The sequence below is a fragment of the Flavitalea flava genome, assembly GCF_054461575.1.
In genome coordinates, this window is record NZ_JBTLQH010000011.1 from 65,135 (window position 1) to 83,699 (window position 18,565).

The 18,565-nt window shown below is 48.4% G+C and carries 15 protein-coding genes; 9 read left to right on the plus strand and 6 right to left on the minus strand.

What is annotated here, in order from left to right:
- The first annotated feature begins 33 nt into the window (after window positions 1-33).
- From ACX0G9_RS12650 to ACX0G9_RS12690, 9 genes are all read left to right on the plus strand, one after another.
- Window positions 34-3,174, plus strand: coding sequence for a SusC/RagA family TonB-linked outer membrane protein (locus tag ACX0G9_RS12650; RefSeq protein ID WP_459065275.1), 3,141 nt, complete (start codon window positions 34-36; stop codon window positions 3,172-3,174).
- A gap of 12 nt (window positions 3,175-3,186) precedes the next feature.
- Window positions 3,187-4,629: a RagB/SusD family nutrient uptake outer membrane protein gene (locus ACX0G9_RS12655; RefSeq protein ID WP_459065276.1), complete on the plus strand. Its 1,443-nt coding sequence runs from the start codon at window positions 3,187-3,189 to the stop codon at window positions 4,627-4,629.
- Between the two features lie 12 nt (window positions 4,630-4,641).
- Window positions 4,642-7,428 carry a hypothetical protein gene (locus ACX0G9_RS12660; RefSeq protein ID WP_459065277.1) on the plus strand — a complete coding sequence of 929 codons (2,787 nt, stop codon included), beginning with the start codon at window positions 4,642-4,644 and terminating at the stop codon, window positions 7,426-7,428.
- A 7-nt stretch (window positions 7,429-7,435) separates the two neighbouring features.
- Complete coding sequence (locus ACX0G9_RS12665) at window positions 7,436-9,010, plus strand: PQQ-dependent sugar dehydrogenase (RefSeq protein ID WP_459065278.1); 1,575 nt, start codon at window positions 7,436-7,438, stop codon at window positions 9,008-9,010.
- A 172-nt stretch (window positions 9,011-9,182) separates the two neighbouring features.
- Window positions 9,183-10,505: an aspartate aminotransferase family protein gene (locus ACX0G9_RS12670; RefSeq protein WP_459065279.1), complete on the plus strand. Its 1,323-nt coding sequence runs from the start codon at window positions 9,183-9,185 to the stop codon at window positions 10,503-10,505.
- A gap of 17 nt (window positions 10,506-10,522) precedes the next feature.
- Window positions 10,523-11,293, plus strand: a complete 771-nt coding sequence (locus ACX0G9_RS12675) for an SDR family NAD(P)-dependent oxidoreductase (RefSeq protein ID WP_459065280.1) — start codon at window positions 10,523-10,525, stop codon at window positions 11,291-11,293.
- A 48-nt stretch (window positions 11,294-11,341) separates the two neighbouring features.
- Complete coding sequence (locus ACX0G9_RS12680; protein WP_459065281.1) at window positions 11,342-12,751, plus strand: hypothetical protein; 1,410 nt, start codon at window positions 11,342-11,344, stop codon at window positions 12,749-12,751.
- A 5-nt stretch (window positions 12,752-12,756) separates the two neighbouring features.
- Complete coding sequence (locus ACX0G9_RS12685; protein ID WP_459065282.1) at window positions 12,757-14,322, plus strand: sodium:solute symporter family transporter; 1,566 nt, start codon at window positions 12,757-12,759, stop codon at window positions 14,320-14,322.
- Between the two features lie 29 nt (window positions 14,323-14,351).
- Window positions 14,352-14,903, plus strand: coding sequence for a hypothetical protein (locus tag ACX0G9_RS12690; RefSeq protein ID WP_459065283.1), 552 nt, complete (start codon window positions 14,352-14,354; stop codon window positions 14,901-14,903).
- A gap of 18 nt (window positions 14,904-14,921) precedes the next feature.
- On the opposite strand, the gene ACX0G9_RS12695 is transcribed toward ACX0G9_RS12690, so the two are convergent.
- The 6 genes from ACX0G9_RS12695 to ACX0G9_RS12720 all read right to left on the minus strand — a co-directional run bounded on the left by ACX0G9_RS12695 (window position 14,922) and on the right by ACX0G9_RS12720 (window position 18,565).
- Window positions 14,922-15,290, minus strand: coding sequence for a VOC family protein (locus ACX0G9_RS12695; RefSeq protein WP_459065284.1), 369 nt, complete (start codon window positions 15,288-15,290; stop codon window positions 14,922-14,924).
- A gap of 44 nt (window positions 15,291-15,334) precedes the next feature.
- Entirely contained in the window at window positions 15,335-16,402 is a 1,068-nt protein-coding gene (locus ACX0G9_RS12700; RefSeq protein ID WP_459065285.1) for a hypothetical protein, read from the minus strand.
- A gap of 73 nt (window positions 16,403-16,475) precedes the next feature.
- A complete protein-coding gene (locus tag ACX0G9_RS12705; RefSeq protein WP_459065286.1) occupies window positions 16,476-17,057 on the minus strand; it encodes a YdeI/OmpD-associated family protein in 582 nt (193 codons plus the stop codon).
- Window positions 17,058-17,127: 70 nt separating this feature from the next.
- Window positions 17,128-17,691 (minus strand): DUF4256 domain-containing protein, encoded by a 564-nt coding sequence (locus tag ACX0G9_RS12710; protein ID WP_459065287.1) that lies wholly within the window; start codon window positions 17,689-17,691, stop codon window positions 17,128-17,130.
- Window positions 17,692-17,700: 9 nt separating this feature from the next.
- Window positions 17,701-18,084: a DoxX family protein gene (locus ACX0G9_RS12715; protein WP_459065288.1), complete on the minus strand. Its 384-nt coding sequence runs from the start codon at window positions 18,082-18,084 to the stop codon at window positions 17,701-17,703.
- A gap of 7 nt (window positions 18,085-18,091) precedes the next feature.
- The gene (locus tag ACX0G9_RS12720) at window positions 18,092-18,565 is read right to left on the minus strand and encodes an SRPBCC domain-containing protein (RefSeq protein ID WP_459065289.1); all 474 of its coding nucleotides are present in this window, start codon (window positions 18,563-18,565) and stop codon (window positions 18,092-18,094) included.

The window sequence follows — 18,565 nt, forward strand, 5'->3', positions numbered from 1 at the left end:
ATATCTAACCGTTCATTTTTTAAACAACTGCTTATGAGTATTAAAAGTGGTGCCAAAACTACTTCTCTTAAGACCGATTTACATCCTTGTTCGGGTACTGGTCCGAACGATGTATTCAGGGGTCTTTTTTCAAAACTAGCCTTGACAGTCTGCCTGCTCCTCGGTATGACAATATTTGCCCAAAGCCAGAAACCGGTAGGTTCCAAAGACTCGGCTTTTGTGTTGACGGGCTATGTCAGAGATGAATCCGGTAATGCCTTAAGTGGGGTTGTCGTAAAAGTTTCCGGCAAGAACAAAACAGTGCTATCCGATAACGATGGTGCTTTCCAGCTGTCCAACGTCACCCTAAAGGACAGGATCATACTTACGAGCGTTGGCTTTAAAGACCTGGAAACGGCAGTCTCGTCCCCTCGTCTGGAACTGGCCATGCACACCGGCGCCAAAGAATTGGAGGAGGTGGTCGTCGACGGTTACCGGACCACTGCCAAAGTAGTGAGTGTAAGTGCCATCGGGAAAGTTGATGGTAAGGCGATGGAAAACAAACCCTTCGCTTCCTTTCAGCAAAGCCTGCAGGGAAAGGTCGCCGGTGTGACGGTGGTTGGAACCAGCGGGGCGCCCGGAGCAGAGCAGAGTATCCGTATTCGTGGTCTTGGTTCGATGGCGCTTTCTTCCAACCCCCTGGTCGTTGTGGATGGAATGATCGTTAATACCGGAAACCTGGCCAACAATATCAAAACCATGGATGCCTTGTCCGGCATCAACCAGAATGATATTGAAAGCGTGAACGTATTAAAAGATGCGGCAGCCACTTCCCTCTATGGCTCCCGGGGTAGCAATGGTGTGATCGTCATCACCACCAAGGCTGGTAAATATGGAAAGACCAGGATCAGCGCAGATGCAGAAGTAGGTAAATCCCGGCCAATGGACCCTCCGAAAGGTGGTAAACTGTTGAATGCGGCCCAGTATGCAGAACTCTTTAAAGAAGCGCTGACCAATGCGGGCAATACCCCTGCCCAGATCCAGACCCTGTCGGATAGCTACGGCCTCAACAGTGGTAAGAGTAATGATTGGTACGACCTGGTCACCCGCAACGGAAGCCAGTCCCAATACAATATCAGTCTGAGCAGCGGAACGGATAAAACAAAAATATATGCATCTGGCGGCCTCTTCAAACAGGAAGCTACCACCATTGGCGCCAGCCTTAACAAAAAAAGCCTCCTGTTGAATCTCGATCATAAGATCAGCAAACGGATCACGCTGACCACCGGTCTGAATGTATCCAATGTCGCGCAGAACACGCCTTATGCAGATAACTATTACGGCAACCCTACCTATGCGGCGCGTTTTCTGAGACCATTCCAGGTTGCCTATAATGCCGATGGTACCCTGAATACTTCCACCACCGGAAATACCAACTTTCCCGGGGTTTATAATCCGCTCGTCATTTCCAAATATGACGTTAAGAACATGTCCAATACACGCCTGCTGGGTAATGTCAAACTGAGATGGAATTTGTTTGACAATCTGTATTATACCAGCTATTTCAGTGCGGATTATAATGCATTGGAAGAAACAACCTTTCTCAATGCGATCATGGGCGACGGAAAGTCCCTGGGCGGACGCAGTAAAAATTATTATGAAAGATATTTTAACTGGCTGGCCCGCAATCAGCTGGATTATCATTATGATATTCCCGGTTTTGATAATTTTGTCGTAACCGCTACTGCAGGGTATGAAGCCCAGCAATCCAAGTTTTATCTGCTGGCAGCCGATGGATATGGATTCCCCTCTGCCGCCTCCGGTCTGACGGCGCTCAGTAATGCCGCCACCCCCGTGGGCACCTACGGACAGAATGAAGGTTATTCCTTTGTCTCCGGCTATGGTATCTTATCGTTGAATTATAATAACCGGTTCGTATTTAACGGATCCTACAGAAGGGACGGGTCTTCACGTTTTGCTATCAATAACCGGTATGCCGATTTCTATTCTGCCGGCGGTTCCTGGAATATCGACCAGGAAGAATTCTTCAGAAAACAGCATGTTCTGTCTTCGCTGAAACTCCGTTCCTCTTATGGGATCACCGGGAATGCGAACCTGGGTAACTACGCCTGGATGCCCCTCGTCTCCTATAGCGGAGCTACCGGGTATGCTTATAATGGAATAACCGGTCAGGAATATGTCACTTCAGGAAATACCGATTTGAAATGGGAGCGTGCCAAAAAATGGGATGCAGGTCTTGATATCGGATTCCTGAAAGATCGGTTCAGCCTGGTGGTCGATTATTATTATAATAATATCGATGGTTTGATCCAGAATGTGGCTACTTCCTATACTTCCGGCTTCTCTTCTACCCTGAAGAATATCGGGGCGATGGTCAACAAAGGATGGGAGTTTACCTTGAACGGCAACATCATCCAGACCAAGGACTTTTACTGGAATACCAATTTTAATATAGCCTTCAATAAGAACAAGGTCACGTCGCTCTACGGAGCAACGAATGCCCAGAACGGACAATTCTATCTGAAACAGGGATACAATTACTACACCTATTACATGAAAGAGTTTGCCGGCGTAGATCCGCAGAACGGCGATCCGTTATACTATAAGGATGCCGCCCACGGTTCGACGACGAATAAATATTCCGATGCCAGTTATAATGTGTTGAATAAGCAAGCCAATCCCAAGTACATTGGCGGTTTCAGCAACAACTTCAATTACAAAGGCGTAAACCTGGCTGTCGACTTCAATTACTGCATGGGTAATTATGTGTATGGCGCTTCTGATATCTCCTTTACTTCAGCGGCTTATTATACCAATAACAAGTATCTCTATATTTACCAGCATCGCTGGACGGCACCCGGACAGATCACCGATGTGCCCAAATATGCGACGACTACCGATAACTCCACCAGCACCTATCGCCTGTATAAAGGAGATTATATCAGGCTGCGTAATCTTTCGCTTGGATATGATCTTACCAATCTGAAGGGCATCGGTCTGTTTAAAAAATACGGGATCACTAAACTAAATCTGTATGCAAGGGCTACCAATCTGGTTACCATCCTGTTCGACAAGAGGTTGCCCTTTGATCCGGAAGTCAATTATTCCGGGTATGACTACAATAACCTGCCCAAGTATAAAACGATCACTTTTGGAGTCAATGTTGGTTTCTAAAAATCTTACACAATGAAGTACTTAAACAATAGATTTTCTATAGCCCTGATACTGATTGCATCGCTGGGATCCTGCAGTAAGAGTTTCCTCGATCAGTCGCCTAATATTTCGCTCCCGGTTGACAATGCTATTACTTCGGAAGCAAGCATGCTGGAAGCCGTAGCGGGTATGTACCGGTCCATGACCACCTACTATACCTTTGGAAGGAATTATTCGGTTTTTGGTGACCTCTTGTCGGATAATGTTTACCTGAGCAGCTCGAATTCCAGCCGCTTTCTCACCCAGAGCGGATATTTGTGGACTTCAGAATCGGCCGAAGTGCTGGCTTTGTGGCAGAATACTTATTTCAGCGTTCTGCAAGCCAACCGTATCCTTTCCAGCAATCTGGCCCGGACGGAGAATGTAAATTATCTGCTGGGTGAATGTTATACCGCCCGTGCGCTGAGTTATTTTTACCTGGTGAACTGGTTCGCCAAACCCTATACCGTATCATCTTCTGCGCCTGGCGTACCCCTGGTGATCCAATCGGCCAATATCACGGGACCATTGGTATATCCTGCCCGGAACACAGTTGGTGAAGTCTATACGCAGATCGTAAAAGACCTGGATAGCGCCTACAACCTGATGGGTGCTGCGCCCAAACTGCACGCGGGATCCAGTAACTTCCTGTCCAAATATGCCGCCAAGGCCCTTCAGGCCCGCGCTTATCTGTTCATGGGTGATTATGCAAAATCACAGGATGCAGCTTTGCAGGTAGTGAACAACGGAGGTTACAGCCTCGCCGCCGATAATGCCGCTTTTACGACCTATTGGACGGGCACAACCGGCAGAACGGACAAACTGGAAAGCCTTTTTGAATTGAACTATCCCTCCACGGCGAATAATGGGGTGGAAGGTCTGGATTATATTTATTCTCCCAATGGTTTTGGAGATTTGCTGGCTACGGATTCGTTGTATCTTCTTTATAGCGCAACGGATATGAGAAGAGGGCTGATTACGGACGGATTGCGCAACGGCAACCAGGCCTATGTGGTGAATAAATATAAGAATGCTACCGGCTCCAACCGGGATGAGGTGAAGTTGCTGCGTTACGCGGAAGTATTGCTGGTGGCCGCTGAATCCTATGCCCGCAACGGAGATGTCGACAATGCGTTGGTTTATCTCAACCTTGTGGCGCAAAAGCGTGATCCTTCTTTTACCGGGTACGACAATTCGCTTTCTGCTACCGACCTTGTGACGGTGATCCTCAAAGAACGTCAACGGGAACTGGCGTTTGAAGGTCTTCGGTTCTGGGATCTGGCGCGGACCAATGTGGATTTTGTACGGGAAGACATGGGAATAAAAGCCTATTCCAATTATCCAGGTGTCCTGACCACCGATCACCGGCGTATATTACCAATTCCCCTGTCTGAGGTCAATGCCAACCACAATATTGGGCAGAATACAGATTATTAAATAAATTCCAGGATGGTTTACAACGGGCCTGCTTTCCGGTTAAGATATTTTACCTGCCTGTGCTGGTCGTTGCTGCTTGTTTTTCAGGCGGCCGGCCAGCCGGGCAAACCCCTTCCGAAAAGACCGGAAACGAACCCCGTTCCGGTAACGGTTTATCCGGACAAGGCGCCGATTGACAAACAGTATTTTGGATTGCTGAAGGATTCGTCCCTGAAAACCCACAAGGCCGTTTACCGGAAAGACAGTGTCCTGCCCGATCCGGGATATATTCCTCTGGATCTGGATCAGCTGGAAGACGGCACCTATGAATTTTCCAGTTATGCGATCCTTACGCCAAAGGCCGCCACCCTACCGGTGAAGACTTACCGCATGCAATGGCAATGGGGCGGAAACCGGGTTACCAGCAGGATCGTTTATGATAATTATGCCGGAGGCTATCAGTACACCGGCAAATTCGATCTGAGGGGAAAGAAAAAATCGCTGAAGATCTGGTTACCGGCAGGGGTGGCCTTGGGATATATTACCTGTAAGAAATACGAGGGGCCAAAACTTCCGGAAGGCATAACCAACTATGTGCCCAAAGTGACACCTCCACCGGAACATCCCCGGCTCTGGGTGACTCCGTCTTTTCTTCCGGTTTTGAAAGAAAGAGTACAGGCAGCAGAGAACAGCGCAGCCTGGAATAAAGTCCGGCAAACAGCGCTGGCTGCTTATCCTTTCACACCCGATTCATCCAAAGAGATCTTTTATAATGAGACATTGGAAGCGGCTATCCGCATCAAGGCATTTTATTATCTCGTCAATCAGGATACCCGGACCGGACAGGAAGCCGTTGGTCTGCTCTCCGGGTATTTGAGTATGTTGGAATTTGGCAACGTCACTTACGGAGACATCACCCGCGAGATAGGACGGACCATTTATACCAGCGCGCTGGTATACGATTGGTGTTATGATCTGCTGAACGCCAGGCAGAAGGCTTATCTCCGTCAGCACATGATGCGGCTCTCCAGGGATATGGAGATCGGGTGGCCTCCTTTTGTCGATCCGATCGTGAACGGTCATGCCAACGAGGCGCAGGTAAGCAGGGATCTGCTGGCCATGAGTATCGCCGTATATAACGAGGATACTTTGCCCTATCGGTATACCTCCTACGCTTTACTGGAGCAGTTGGTTCCCATGCGGGAATTTGAATACCAGTCACCAAGACATAATCAGGGTATCGATTATGGAGCCTACCGTTTTGGATGGGAGATGCATGGCGCTATGTTGTTTGACCGTATGCTGGGCCGGAAACTATACCCGGATAATCTGAAGAATCTTCCGTATTACTGGATCTATATGCGTTTGCCAGATGGGTATATGCTTAGGGATGGGGATATGTTCAGCAATAAAAAAGGCAATGGGGCCAACAGCTATTGGAAGCAGCCCCAGACTATGCTGCTCTGTTATGCCTACCTGAAAGACCCGCTGCTGAAAGGCGAATTCGAGCGGGAAGGCGGTTTGCCCGATGATCCGGTCCTGTTCTTATTGCTGAACGATCCGGCGCTCAAAGCCATCCCTCAACCCACGCAGCTGTCTTTGACAAAGGACTTCGGACATATACTCGGTGGCATGGTAGCCCGCACGGGTTGGAACAATACTCCGGAAAGTAATGACGTAATAGCGGAGATCAGGGGCGGGGGTTACTCCTTCGGCAACCATCAGCATCCGGATGCAGGAGCCATACAGCTCTATTTTCATGGCATGCAGTTCGGGGATATCGGTTTGTATCTGTCTTATGGATCTCCCTATGACTATAATTTCAACAAAAGATCGATTGCGCATAGTATGATGCTGGCCTTTGATCCGCAGGAGAAATTGTATTACCGGGCCAGGACCAATGACGGAGGCGCCCGCTTCAGCCAGCGTTTTCCGGTAAGCCCTCAGCAGGTGCAAAACGATCCCTGGTTCAACGCGGGGGCTGTATTGTCATCCGATGCAGGGCCCGACCCAAAGACTCCGCTCTACAGTTATTTCAAAGCGGATCTCACCCCTGCCTATTCCGGTAAGATGAGCAGCTATACACGAAGTCTTTGTTTGTTGCATCTCGACAACCCGGCCGTACCGGCGGTTATGATCGTTGCCGATGATATGGAGACCTCCTCTCCGGAAATAGAAAAATACTGGCAGCTCAATGCCTATAACCCCCCTGCCATGACCGGCTCAACTATTTTCCTGCATAGCAGGGTGGCTGATATCACCGGTTATACGGCCATGGACATGCTGCTGCCTGCAGCCGGTGACAGGGAGACAACCATATGGGGTGGAGACAGTTCCCGGAATGTTTTCGGAACTTATTATCCCGTAGACTCTTCCAAGCCGGAAAGCAAGGCCTACCGTATTATGATCTCGCCCCGAGGGAAAACGCGCCATAATAAATTCCTTACCCTTTTTCAGATGACCACCGATACGACGCAGCGATTGCCGGTTTATTTTAAGGAACATGCGGCTTACTATGAGATCCGTATTGCAGATGTCGTCCAGCTATTGAGTCCCGGAAAAGATCTGATCACCGACTCCATTGCCCTGGAGATTCCCCGGAACCCCTCGGGTTTTACAATGGTAGCCACTGGTTTGAATTACGGATTCTGGCATTTGAGGCGACAAGGGGCTGCGGCAAGCACGAATTATTATGTGCGACCGGAAAAGAATACTTTACAAATACGCCTGACGGAAGGCAGTTACTGGCTGGTACCCGGAAGAACTTATAATGGATCTTATACAGAGGAGCCTAACGGGCTTCCTTATATTTTGAAATAAAAAAGATATGAAACCTGCTATAACCTGGTATGTCAAGGCCTGTGCTGCCTTTTTATGGTTCCCTTTTCTGGGCTGTCACCAGACAGAGAGGCAACCGACCTTATTGGATTATTATAAATTAAAGGACCAGGTGGTAAAGGTGACGTCCATTCAGGACAACCTGGATGTGCCCTGGGAAATACGCTATGACAACGGGTCCATATGGTATAGCCTTCAGAAAGGCGAGATCTGGAAAATGGATCTGGCAACGGGGAAAACCCGGAAGATCCTTTCCGTACCGGGTGTTTTTCGTCTGCGTACCATGGGGGCCCTGGGGATGGCGGTAGACCATGATGCGGATTCCACGCATTTGTACCTGATCTATAATCAGCAGAACGATACTTCCAGACTGGATACGTCTTCACTGGTGACCAGGTTGGTGAGATATACCTACGATGCACAAAAAGATAGCCTTATCCAGCCGAAGCTGGTATTGCAATGGACGGCCTATACGGGTCACAATGGTTCCAGAGTACTAATGGGCAGGAAAGGAGATTTGTATGTGACTACCGGCGATATCTCGGAAGGCGGGAGGGCGCAAGACCTGCAGTCACTCAATGGAAAGGTCCTGCGGGTGATGAAAGATGGTTCTGTTCCGGCTGATAACCCCTTTAAAAATTCCTATGTCTGGTCTTATGGGCACCGTAACCCGCAAGGCATATGTTTTGGAGAGAACGGTCTGCTGTATGCTTCGGAACATGGAGATGCCGTTGAAGATGAAGTGAACTTAATTGAGCCGGGCCATAACTATGGCTGGCCCCTGGTAGAAGGCAAACTCGATCAGCAGGAGGAGATCCATAAGATCGACTCTCTGAAGCTGTCGGTGACGGAGCCCATGATCAGCTGGACACCCACCATTGCGCCCGCTGCCATCGCGTGGTACGGGAAGGGGCCAATAAAAGATTTTCAAAACAGTCTCTTACTGGTTACCCTGAAAGGTAGTGCGCTATATGTCATCCATCTGGATGCTGGCGGAAAAAAAGTAACCGGTCATGCTGTTTATTTTAAGAACAGATATGGGCGGCTTCGTTCCATTAGTGTAGATGACGAAGGGCAGGTATATATAGGAACCAGCAACCGCGATTGGAACCCTGCTCCCGGTTATCCCAAACCAACAGATGATCATATCCTGAAAATAACGGCTGCGGATGCCGGCAGTTTGGATAAGGCACTGATAAAAGAGGCTCATGTAAAGGACAGTACGGCCGGCGACGGGGCCGACAAGGGGGCTACGATCTTTCTTAATTACTGTGCTGCCTGCCATAAACCGGCAGGAGAAGGTTTAGCGGGGAACTTTCCCCCGCTGAAAAACAATCCGACCCTGAAGAACACCGAAAAACTATTGGGAATACTCAACCAGGGAAGGACCGGCAATCAGACCATCCTGGGAAATGTTTATTCTCAAAACATGCCCGGTTTTGGCTTCCTGACGGATGACCAGATGCTGGACCTGGTTAATTATCTGAAAACGCATATGGTCATTGACCAGCCTTTATCGCTGACTACGTTGAAGACGCTGCGGAACAAAGCAAAGAAACCCTGACCGTGAAAATAGCTCAATACACTGGAAAACACTATACGTACACGATAGCACTATACGTACACGATAGCACTATACGTACACGATAGCACTATACGTACACGATAGCACTATACGTATACGATAAATCTATACGTACACGATATACAAACATTCACTAAATAAAGAAACGACAATGAGTAAATGGTCTGGATCTGCTGAATTGGTCCAAAAAAATGAAGCATGGATACCCGGAGGCGTAGTTTCTCTTAATCGGAAATCAGAACCCAATATTTGTTTCCATCATGGAGCAGGCAGCCATGTATTCGATATCGACGGCAATGAGTATATTGACTACCAGGCAGGATTTGCCGCATCCTTCTTAGGGCATAACGACCCGGATGTCAATAAAGCAGTGGCGGCATCCCTGGCTGGTAATGCCGTATTGATGGGAGCTGGCCCCACCGAGCTGGAAGGTCGTTTTGCAGAATTATTCTGCCAATATGTGCCTACTGTTGAAAAAATACAGATCACCACGACAGGGTCTGAAGCTACCTTCCACGCGATCCGGATCGCTAGAGCCGTGACCAGTCGTGATCATGTCATCGTCATGCAAGGTGGGTACAACGGCTGGCACAACGACGTATCCTGTAATGTGATCAGCACCCTGGAAGACATCGGAGCCCGCGTGAGCCCGGGTGAATATCCCTACGATACCACTTCAGCAGGGATTCCGGCAGCCCATAAGGCACTGGTCCATGTGGTCAATTTTAACGACCTGGCATCCGTTGAATATGTGATCAAACGTTACCCGGTAGCCTGCATTATCGTGGAACCCATCCTGCAAAACGTGGGTATCGTACCGCCACAGCCTGGTTATCTGCAAGGCCTGCGCAAGCTCGCGGATGAAAATGGTTTCCTGCTCGTCTTCGATGAGGTGAAAACCGGCTTCCGTCACGCGCTGGGAGGATATCAATCCATCTGCGGCGTGCAGCCCGACCTGTCTACCTTTGGTAAAGCATTGGCCAATGGTTATCCTTTGGGAGTGATCGGCGGCAAGAAACAATACATGGATTATTTTGTACATCCGGAAAAAGCCAGACGGGTTTTGATCGCAGGCACCTTCAACGCTTTTCCGCTCACCATCGCAGCGGGTATTGCCACCCTGGAAAAACTGGCTTCCCCTGAGCATCGTGTTTTCGAACATGTTTATGCGTTGGGAGAACTGATGGAAAAAGGCCTGAAGGATATCCTTGCCGATTTGCGCATTCCCTTCCATATAGCCAGACAAGGTTCGGCCTTCTGCGTGTATTTTATGGATCACCAGCCGGTTGACTTCCATGATATCCTTCAAAATCATAATTTTGAGCTGGATAAAAAATACCGCAGACAATTGATTGAAAAGGGGATCTTCCATTTCCCTTTACCGATCAAACAAGGCAGTATTTCTTTTGCGCATTCCAAGGCAGATATCGAAAAGACACTGGAGATCACCAGGAATATTTTTAAATCGTTATAGTTAATTTACGGCCAGTTATGGAAAAAAGCCGGGATAATAAGGTTGTACTGATCAGCGGAGGCCTCGGGGATATTGCCCTGGCTACTGCCCTGGCTTTTGGCAGGGAGGGTGCCCGGATTGCTTTATCTGACATCCATGCTGGCGATGCTGCCGGAGCGAGGTTGGAACTATTGCAAAAAGAAGAGATCGCCTTTTTGTATCACCAGGTCGATATCGGCGATGCCGCAGCGGTAAACAGGTGGGTCGCTGCGGTGGACCAGGCCTGGGGACGCATCGATATAGCCCTTGTCAATGCGGCAACCATTACCCAGAAATCCATTGCCGACATCACCGCAGCGCAGTGGCAAGCGGAGATCCAGGTCAATCTCAATGGTGCTTTTTATCTCGCACAACAGGCAGCGATCTATTTTTCAGCCCGTAAGATTAAAGGGAATATTGTTTTTCTGGGAAGCTGGGCGGCCCATGCCGTACACCCCCATATCCCGGCCTATAGTGTTGCCAAAGCCGGTATCCGGATGTTATGCCAGTGTCTGGCATTGGAATTTGCAGACAGGGATATCCGGGTCAATGAGATCGCTCCCGGTTATGTAAATGCCGGTCTTAGTAAAGCTGTCTGGAACCAGCGTCCCTCACTTGCGGAGGAGGCCAGATTGAAGGTTCCGCTCGGAAGGCTGATTGAAGCAGGGGAAGTGGCCGGCCAGATCCTTTGGCTTTGCCAGGAGGAGAACAGGCATGTTACCGGTAGCTGTTTGTTGATGGATGGGGGTTTATCCCTGCTCCGGCCTTAGCCGATTTTCACGAACCGGTTTCCGGTCGGGTTAAAATTCAAAGGTGAAATGAAGGAAATGGATGTACGCAGCATAGAACCCAATTGTTTTACAGGCTTTTTTGGTGTGGCAGAGGCTTCGATCGATCCGCCGCCGGACATTTATTTCCGGAACTGGGGTGCGGCTGCCGGGGATGCTGCTATTGGTTTTCACAAAACCATGAAGATGCAATGTCTTGCCATCCGGTTGCAGGAAAGTGGCAAACCCCTGGTGCTGGTCACTGCAGATCTGGGATGGTGGATACATGCAGGAGATGAATTGGCCATCCGGCAACAGATGCTCACTACTTTTCAGTTGGAAGAATCACAGCTTTTATTCTGTCTGTCACATACCCATGCCGGTCCTGCCATTTGTTCGCAGGACAAGGATAAAAAGGGAGGCAACCGTATCCTTCCTTATTTGAACCAGTTGAAAGAAACCATGGCGGGTCTGATCCGCCAATCTATGGATCAACTGGCTCCCGGGATGCTGAGCTGGGAATATGGAAAATGCAACCTGGCTACCAACCGGGATCTCCAGGTCGAGCCGCTGAAAGCGGCTCCTGGCAAGGAGGATGAGGGTGGGCAGGTATACCTGGTGGGCTATCATCCCGGTGCGCCTGCAGATGATACCCTGCTCTTTGGGCATATCACCACGGAAGCCGGGTTACCCATTTGTTCTATTGTCAATTATGCCTGCCATCCAACGACCCTGGGGCATGAGAACAGACTGTTCTCTCCGGATTTTGTAGGGGAGATGCGCGAAGTGATCAGTGCCAGGACCCAGGCGCCCTGCCTTTTCCTGCAAGGAGCTTCGGGAGAGTTGTCTCCGATGGTGCAATATGTTGCGGATACCGCCATTGCCGATGGGCATGGGAGGCAGTTGGGCTATGCAGCCTTGTCGGTATATGAAGGGCAACTTCCTCCCGGCAAGGGGTACCGGTTGAGCAAGTCCTTGCTTTCGGGGGCACCACTGGCCATTTGGGAATATATGCCCTTGAATGCCAATACAGCGGCTTCCGTTCTGAAGCTGGAACTGGAAGTCCCGCTGAAAGAGTTGCCCTCCCTGGAGGAGATCAGACAGGAATGGCAGGATTGTACCGATCGTGTATTGAAGGACCGGCTTTGGAGAAAAATGAATACCCGTCAGGTAGTCGGCGATGGGAAAAAGGCCCGGGTCCAGGTATGGCTCTGGAAATTGGGTGACGCTTATATCGTAGCCCAGCCCAATGAGACCTATTCCTATTTTCAACAAAAGCTGCGGGCGGCCTTTCCCGACAAAAAAATGGCTGTAGTGAACATAGCCAACGGCTACGTGGGGTATATGCCCGATGCGGAGTACTACGGCAAGGACATTTATTCCTGTAATACCACTCCCTATGACAAGGGAGCATTGGAGATTTTGACACAAGGCGTCATTGAAGCCATCCGAAACCTGTAAGCGCTATGCATTTAGCTCCGATAGACATCATTATTTTTATCGTATACATTCTGCTGATCATTGGTGTAGGACTCTACGCTTCCCGCAAGGCCAAGGCGACCAAGCGGGATTATTTTCTTGCCGGCGACCGCCTGCCCTGGTGGATGATCGGGGGAAGCATCATCGCCGCCAATATCAGCAGCCATCATCTGGTGGGTGCGATGGGCGCTGCCTATAGCAGGGGTTTTGTGGCTATCACGATGGAGTGGGGGGCGATCCTGATCGGATTCAATGCCCTGCTCTGGGTGTTCCTGCCTTTTTATCTGCGAAATGGTTTTTATACCGTCCCCGAGTACCTGCAACGGCGTTTTGGCGGTGCTACCCGGACCGTGTATTCTGTGCTGATCCTGCTAACCTATATCCTCGTTGAGATCGGGGCGGTATTATACCTGGGCGCACTTTCCTTGTATGCCTTATTTGGCATTCCCCTGCTGTATAGTATCATCTCCTTATCGCTGCTCACCGGAGTGTATACGATCATCGGAGGTTTGCGGGCCGTGATCTGGACCGAAATGTTACAGCTGGTCATTCTGATCGTGGGGGGGATTGCCCTTTCTTTTGCCACCGTGCATGCCTCCGGAGGCATACAGGCCGTGCTGAAGACGACCTCCAACTGGAAAATGTTTTATCCTGCTTCCGATCCGGATTTTCCCTGGACCATGTACCTGGGGGGGCTGTTTTGTATCAGTGTCTTTTATTGTGCGACCAACCAGTTCATCGTACAGCGGGTATTGGCCGCGAAAAATGAATGGCATGGCCGCATGGGAGTCATCTTTGGCGACTATCTCAAGTTCCTGGTACCCCTGATCATTACCATTCCGGCACTGGTGGCCCCCCTGATCTTGCCTTCCCTTGAAAAACCGGATCTTTTATTTGCGACCCTGGTAGAAAAGCTGTTGCCATCCGGACTAGTGGGTATTGTGATGGCCGGCCTTATCTCAGCCATCATGTCGCATATTTCCGGAGCGGTGAACTCCTGCACTACGATACTCACCATGGATATTTATCTGCCCTATATCAACAAAAAAGCCACAGACAGCCAGGCAGTAAGTTTTGGTCGTCTATCCGGCGTGATGATCCTGTTGGTAGGCATCGGCAGTGCCATCTTATTGATCCATTATTCGGACCGGCCCGTTTTTCTGTACCTGATGAATCTGTATGGTTTGTTTACACCCGGCATTGCGACGATGTTCCTGATGGGGGTATTTTGGAAAAAAGCATCGTCGAAGGGTGCCCTTGCCGCGGGTTATCTCACCATACCGTTATCCATCGCACTCAATCTGCTTTACCCCCGAATGCCATTTTTTAATCGTACCGGCATCGTATTCTGGACCTGCATGCTGGTTTGCTGGATCGTCAGCCTGTTTACGGCTCCCAAACCGGAGGCGGAGTTGAAGGGTCTGATCTGGAGCAGAGCCATCCTGCGAATGCCGGAGGACGAAAGAAAGTTCAACAGAGGATGGCGCAATACCGGTATGTGGTGGTTCCTGATTACTGTATTGGTATTGTATTTTTATATCCGTTATGCATAGGAATAGGCAAAAAAATCGTTACTTCAATCATGCGAAAATTTGTCATGTTCCTGTTGATTGTCGCGGTGGCCATTGTAGTCGGGGCCATTTACGGGGTTATTCACGATCAGGTTACCTATTCGATCAGCCCGGAATATTATACCAAATTTAAATTCATCCAGTTCGATCTGGCTGACTCAGTGGCGGCACAACACATGACCCAACCGCGTAGCGCCGTGGTCATGGTGGGTGTTAAGGCAACCTGGTGGATGGGTCTGTATATCGGGGTGATTATCGGGTTGATTGCGTTCATTGGTAAGGATCCGGAGACCATGTTTCAATTGGCCATTCAGGCGGTAGGATGGGTGATAGTCGTGGCCGTGCTCACGGGCATCATTGGCGGGGTCTATGGCCATTATGTTCTCGTGAAATCAGGTGTGAATTGGTGGCTCCCTGAGCATTTAGTGGATAAACCGGCCTTCATTACCGTTGGGTCGATCCATAATTTCAGCTACCTGGGTGGTGGCCTGGGCCTGCTGGCGGGGATCATCTTTATGATCCTGAAAAACAGGGCGATCCGGCGCAGGAGTCAATCAATCTGATATCATGACCACCTGGTATCATGACCACTGCTGAATAATGATGCAAACATCGGAATCATCTTTTAATGCAAATTCCCTGGCTCCCCATGGCCGGAGGGTTATTTCTTTAAGGTTTGGATGCAGGAATTCCGGATGTGTGGAGGCTACTTTTTTATATACCTCTTCAATATTATTTGTCACCAACCTCAATTCAGGCCTGTCCTTTTCGGCGTATTCCTTGTTTTGGAATAAGAGCATACCCAATCCATCTTTCTCGATGGCACAAAAAGGATGATCTGTATTTAATTCATCATGACCAATACTAAATTCAAGACAGTCAATAAAAAGCCGGAGGCCTACCTTAATATCTGTATAAAACAGATTGGGGACCAGTTTGGTAAATTTCATACTTAAGTTGATTTGTATATTTTACGCCTTCCACCTATAAAATCCTACAGAACCTGCTCGGGAGTCTCGATCTTCCGCAAATGTACAAACATACCGGTGACAGGATCGATGATCAAATCATAACTGGCCTCATAACCGCCGGAAGCCAATGCCCTTCCGATCAACCCAAATGCTACCTGGGCACCATTCTTATCTCCCTCGCTGGCAAGCACCTTGACCTTTCCCGTAAAAATGAAGTTGTTGTGCACCTTTTCCAGGGGATAATAACCGTATTCCGTCGCGACATAGGGCTTGCCATTATACACCAGCGCGTACAGGCTTTTGGACTTTAGCTTCACCAGCTTGCCCATACTATCCGCCGCCTCGACCCGGGTGATCGCTTCCTTCCTGTCGGTCTTTATTTGCCCCTGCCGGTCGGGTTGTTGCCGGCTGAAGGAATGGTAATTGTCATATAAACCATCTACGTATTGGGTGGTGGTATACAGTGTTATCCGGCTTTTTTGGATACTGTCGTATTGCAGGATTTCCCCTATCTGGCAGGTTACAGCATCCTCCGGCCTGCGAGGTAATTCATGAGCCAGGAATTCTGTGATGATCCGGCTGCCCTGGTTTTGAGCTGCGCCCGTGACATCGGAGCTGGTCAGGATCATCACGGTGTCCAGGATGGATAGTTGCTGATATTGGTCCAGTACTTTTACGTACAGACCGATCTGCAGGTAGCAGTAACGGGTTGCCGTTTGTTCCACAAAATGAAAATCGCGCAGCTGGAAAAGCAATTCACCATTGCCGGCGGAACTATCGGTCAGGGAGTCCATCAGGGCTTGCAACTGCGGTTGGAAGGGCATGCGGAGCTTAAGTTTCGCCTCATGCCTGAGTAAGCCGGTATTTATGCTGCCGATATAGGTCGTGTCTTCCCGGGAGTCGAGGAAGTTGATTTTTTTATACAGACTGTTGGATACTTTATTGTAGGCCGGCAGGTTCTTTTTGTGCGACGGCTCCCTGATGTCAAAATAACGGAGAGGCAGATCCTGTGCGGCCACGTTTATACCGAACAGACATATAAAGAAGGTAATAGAGCAAGTAAAGAGGGCCAGAGGGCAAAATAGTTTCATAATACCCTAAGATAAACGATAGCTTTTATATTTACAAATGATGGGGGAAACGCGATCATTTAATCCTTTAACATTAAGAATCGTTTAATCCCTTCCCCTTGAGAATATCCTTCATGGATTTTTCAACCCTTGACTCCCGGGTTTTGGATAGTTTGGCTGCGGAAAAATAAAGAAGATATGCTCTTTGCCGCCCGGGGGTCAATGCCCTGAAAGCAGTTTTCAGGGCAGGTTTCTCATCCAGTTTCTTTTGAAATTCTTCAGCAACAGGGAATTCCGTGGTCTTTTTAAATTTCACAGCCAAACCGGCTTTTTCCACTTCAATGGCTTCGTAGATACAGGCTTTCAGGGCAGGTGCCAGTTTGACTATTTCCCGGACATTGGTGAACCTGACCTGGCGCGTTGCCTGCGTATTTTTTGATTGTTGGATCAGCATATCATTGGGATCATGTAACAAGGCACCTTTGAAAAACAAAAGCGCACAGTACTCTTTAAACACATGTATTAAAACGATATTCTTTTTCTGAAGCTGGTAACAGGGAACACCCCACTTCAATTCTTCGGTAAGCCCGCAATCAAGAACGATCATTCTTAATTTCTCAATTTCTTTCTGCCAGGTTTGGGCATTACCGAAGTAAAAATCAACCTTAGGATTCATTTTATTCTTTGTTGTAGCAAGGCTTAAAATTCAAATTTAGCGTAATTGTTCCATATTATTTGTCTCCTATTCAGACGCTTAGCGAGCACCGAAAACCCCTTGCGGCATAATAAGATTCTGCACCGTTGTGATAAACAAAAACAGTGTCGTACCGGCGATCGCAAAAGATAGCCCCGCCAAGTTCTCTGATATGGGCGGGGGTTATTATCCAGCTCGATGTTTTGGTATCGAATTTTCCAAGTTGCTGCAATTTCCGGTATTGCTCTTCTGTCAACAGCTCGATACCCATATCCGAGGCCATGTCTATGGCGGTATTTGCTGGTTTGTTTTCTTTCCTCGAATTCAAAGCTTTACGGTCGTAGCAAAAACTTCTGCGCCCTTTGGGACTTTCCTCCGAACAATCAAAAAAAATGTATTCGCCCTTGTTTTTATCCTGATCGACAACATCGGGTTCGCCGCCGGTTATTTCCATTTCATGGAGCGACCACAGCTTTTCGGTATTAGCTTCCAGCCTTGCCTGTACTTTAGCCCAGTCAAGATCTTTATGCCGGTTTGTGTTTTTCTCAAAACGGGCTTTTACTATACTAAGTAGTTCTTTACGTTGTGCTGGTGACAACTCCTTTTTGCGGCTCATGTTATTCATTTATAAATTAACTGAACTGATCTTTCTATCGGCGGGTCTCAAATACCAGGATAATACCGTAAGAACGGCCAATAAAACCGGGGCAATTATTTGAACCGCAATATCACCGCTGGCAATATGCGAAAACACTGCGCCGGTCATGGTAAAAAATATACCCGCGTATGCCCATTCTTTCAGCAATTTAAATTTCGGGATTAATATCGCAATTATGCCCAATACTTTCCAAACCCCGATAAGCGAAATAAAGTAAGCAGGGTAGCCCAGGGGTTTGAAACCATCCATCACTCCTTTTACCTGGAAAGCCTGAGCCATTCCGCCCGAAAAAATACAAAAAGCTAATATCGCAGTAATTATCCAATACCAAAGCAGCTTTCTCTTTTCCATTTTTTAATTATTTTATAGTACTTAATATTTCCTGAATTCTGTTATGTGCCATATTTAGGCCTTTGGCCATACCTATACCGATATTGATCATTTGGTCTCTTAGTTCGACTGATCTGTATACGATTTGCATATTGAGTCTGCTGGTGTCCTCAGTAAGCGCTTCAAAATCCCGGAACTCAAGCTGGACACCAAAAGGGGTATTTTCCATTTCAAAGGTCCGGGTGATTTTCCGGTTCGGAACAAACTCATGGATTACCCCATTGGCCTTGAATAATACATTTCCTTTGGCATTTGTTGTTTCAAATGACCAACTGCCGTGGTTTTTATTTTCCAGTTTCAGCACTTTCGTTCCCATCCATTGCTCGACAATTTCGGGCTCTGCATAAGCTCTGAAAAGTAATTCCAGCGGCAAATCAAATTCCCTGGTAATCAGTAATTCCTGTTTGCCGGCTTCGGCATTGACTTTTGTTTTTTGTTCCAT

Coding starts and splice junctions, on each gene's coding strand:
- ACX0G9_RS12650 (WP_459065275.1), top strand. CDS start 34: ATGAGTATTAAAAGTGGTGCCAAAACTACTTCTCTTAAGACCGATTTA.
- ACX0G9_RS12655 (WP_459065276.1), top strand. CDS start 3,187: ATGAAGTACTTAAACAATAGATTTTCTATAGCCCTGATACTGATTGCA.
- ACX0G9_RS12660 (WP_459065277.1), top strand. CDS start 4,642: ATGGTTTACAACGGGCCTGCTTTCCGGTTAAGATATTTTACCTGCCTG.
- ACX0G9_RS12665 (WP_459065278.1), top strand. CDS start 7,436: ATGAAACCTGCTATAACCTGGTATGTCAAGGCCTGTGCTGCCTTTTTA.
- ACX0G9_RS12670 (WP_459065279.1), top strand. CDS start 9,183: ATGAGTAAATGGTCTGGATCTGCTGAATTGGTCCAAAAAAATGAAGCA.
- ACX0G9_RS12675 (WP_459065280.1), top strand. CDS start 10,523: ATGGAAAAAAGCCGGGATAATAAGGTTGTACTGATCAGCGGAGGCCTC.
- ACX0G9_RS12680 (WP_459065281.1), top strand. CDS start 11,342: ATGAAGGAAATGGATGTACGCAGCATAGAACCCAATTGTTTTACAGGC.
- ACX0G9_RS12685 (WP_459065282.1), top strand. CDS start 12,757: ATGCATTTAGCTCCGATAGACATCATTATTTTTATCGTATACATTCTG.
- ACX0G9_RS12690 (WP_459065283.1), top strand. CDS start 14,352: ATGCGAAAATTTGTCATGTTCCTGTTGATTGTCGCGGTGGCCATTGTA.
- ACX0G9_RS12695 (WP_459065284.1), bottom strand. CDS start 15,290: ATGAAATTTACCAAACTGGTCCCCAATCTGTTTTATACAGATATTAAG.
- ACX0G9_RS12700 (WP_459065285.1), bottom strand. CDS start 16,402: ATGAAACTATTTTGCCCTCTGGCCCTCTTTACTTGCTCTATTACCTTC.
- ACX0G9_RS12705 (WP_459065286.1), bottom strand. CDS start 17,057: ATGAATCCTAAGGTTGATTTTTACTTCGGTAATGCCCAAACCTGGCAG.
- ACX0G9_RS12710 (WP_459065287.1), bottom strand. CDS start 17,691: ATGAGCCGCAAAAAGGAGTTGTCACCAGCACAACGTAAAGAACTACTT.
- ACX0G9_RS12715 (WP_459065288.1), bottom strand. CDS start 18,084: ATGGAAAAGAGAAAGCTGCTTTGGTATTGGATAATTACTGCGATATTA.
- ACX0G9_RS12720 (WP_459065289.1), bottom strand. CDS start 18,565: ATGGAACAAAAAACAAAAGTCAATGCCGAAGCCGGCAAACAGGAATTA.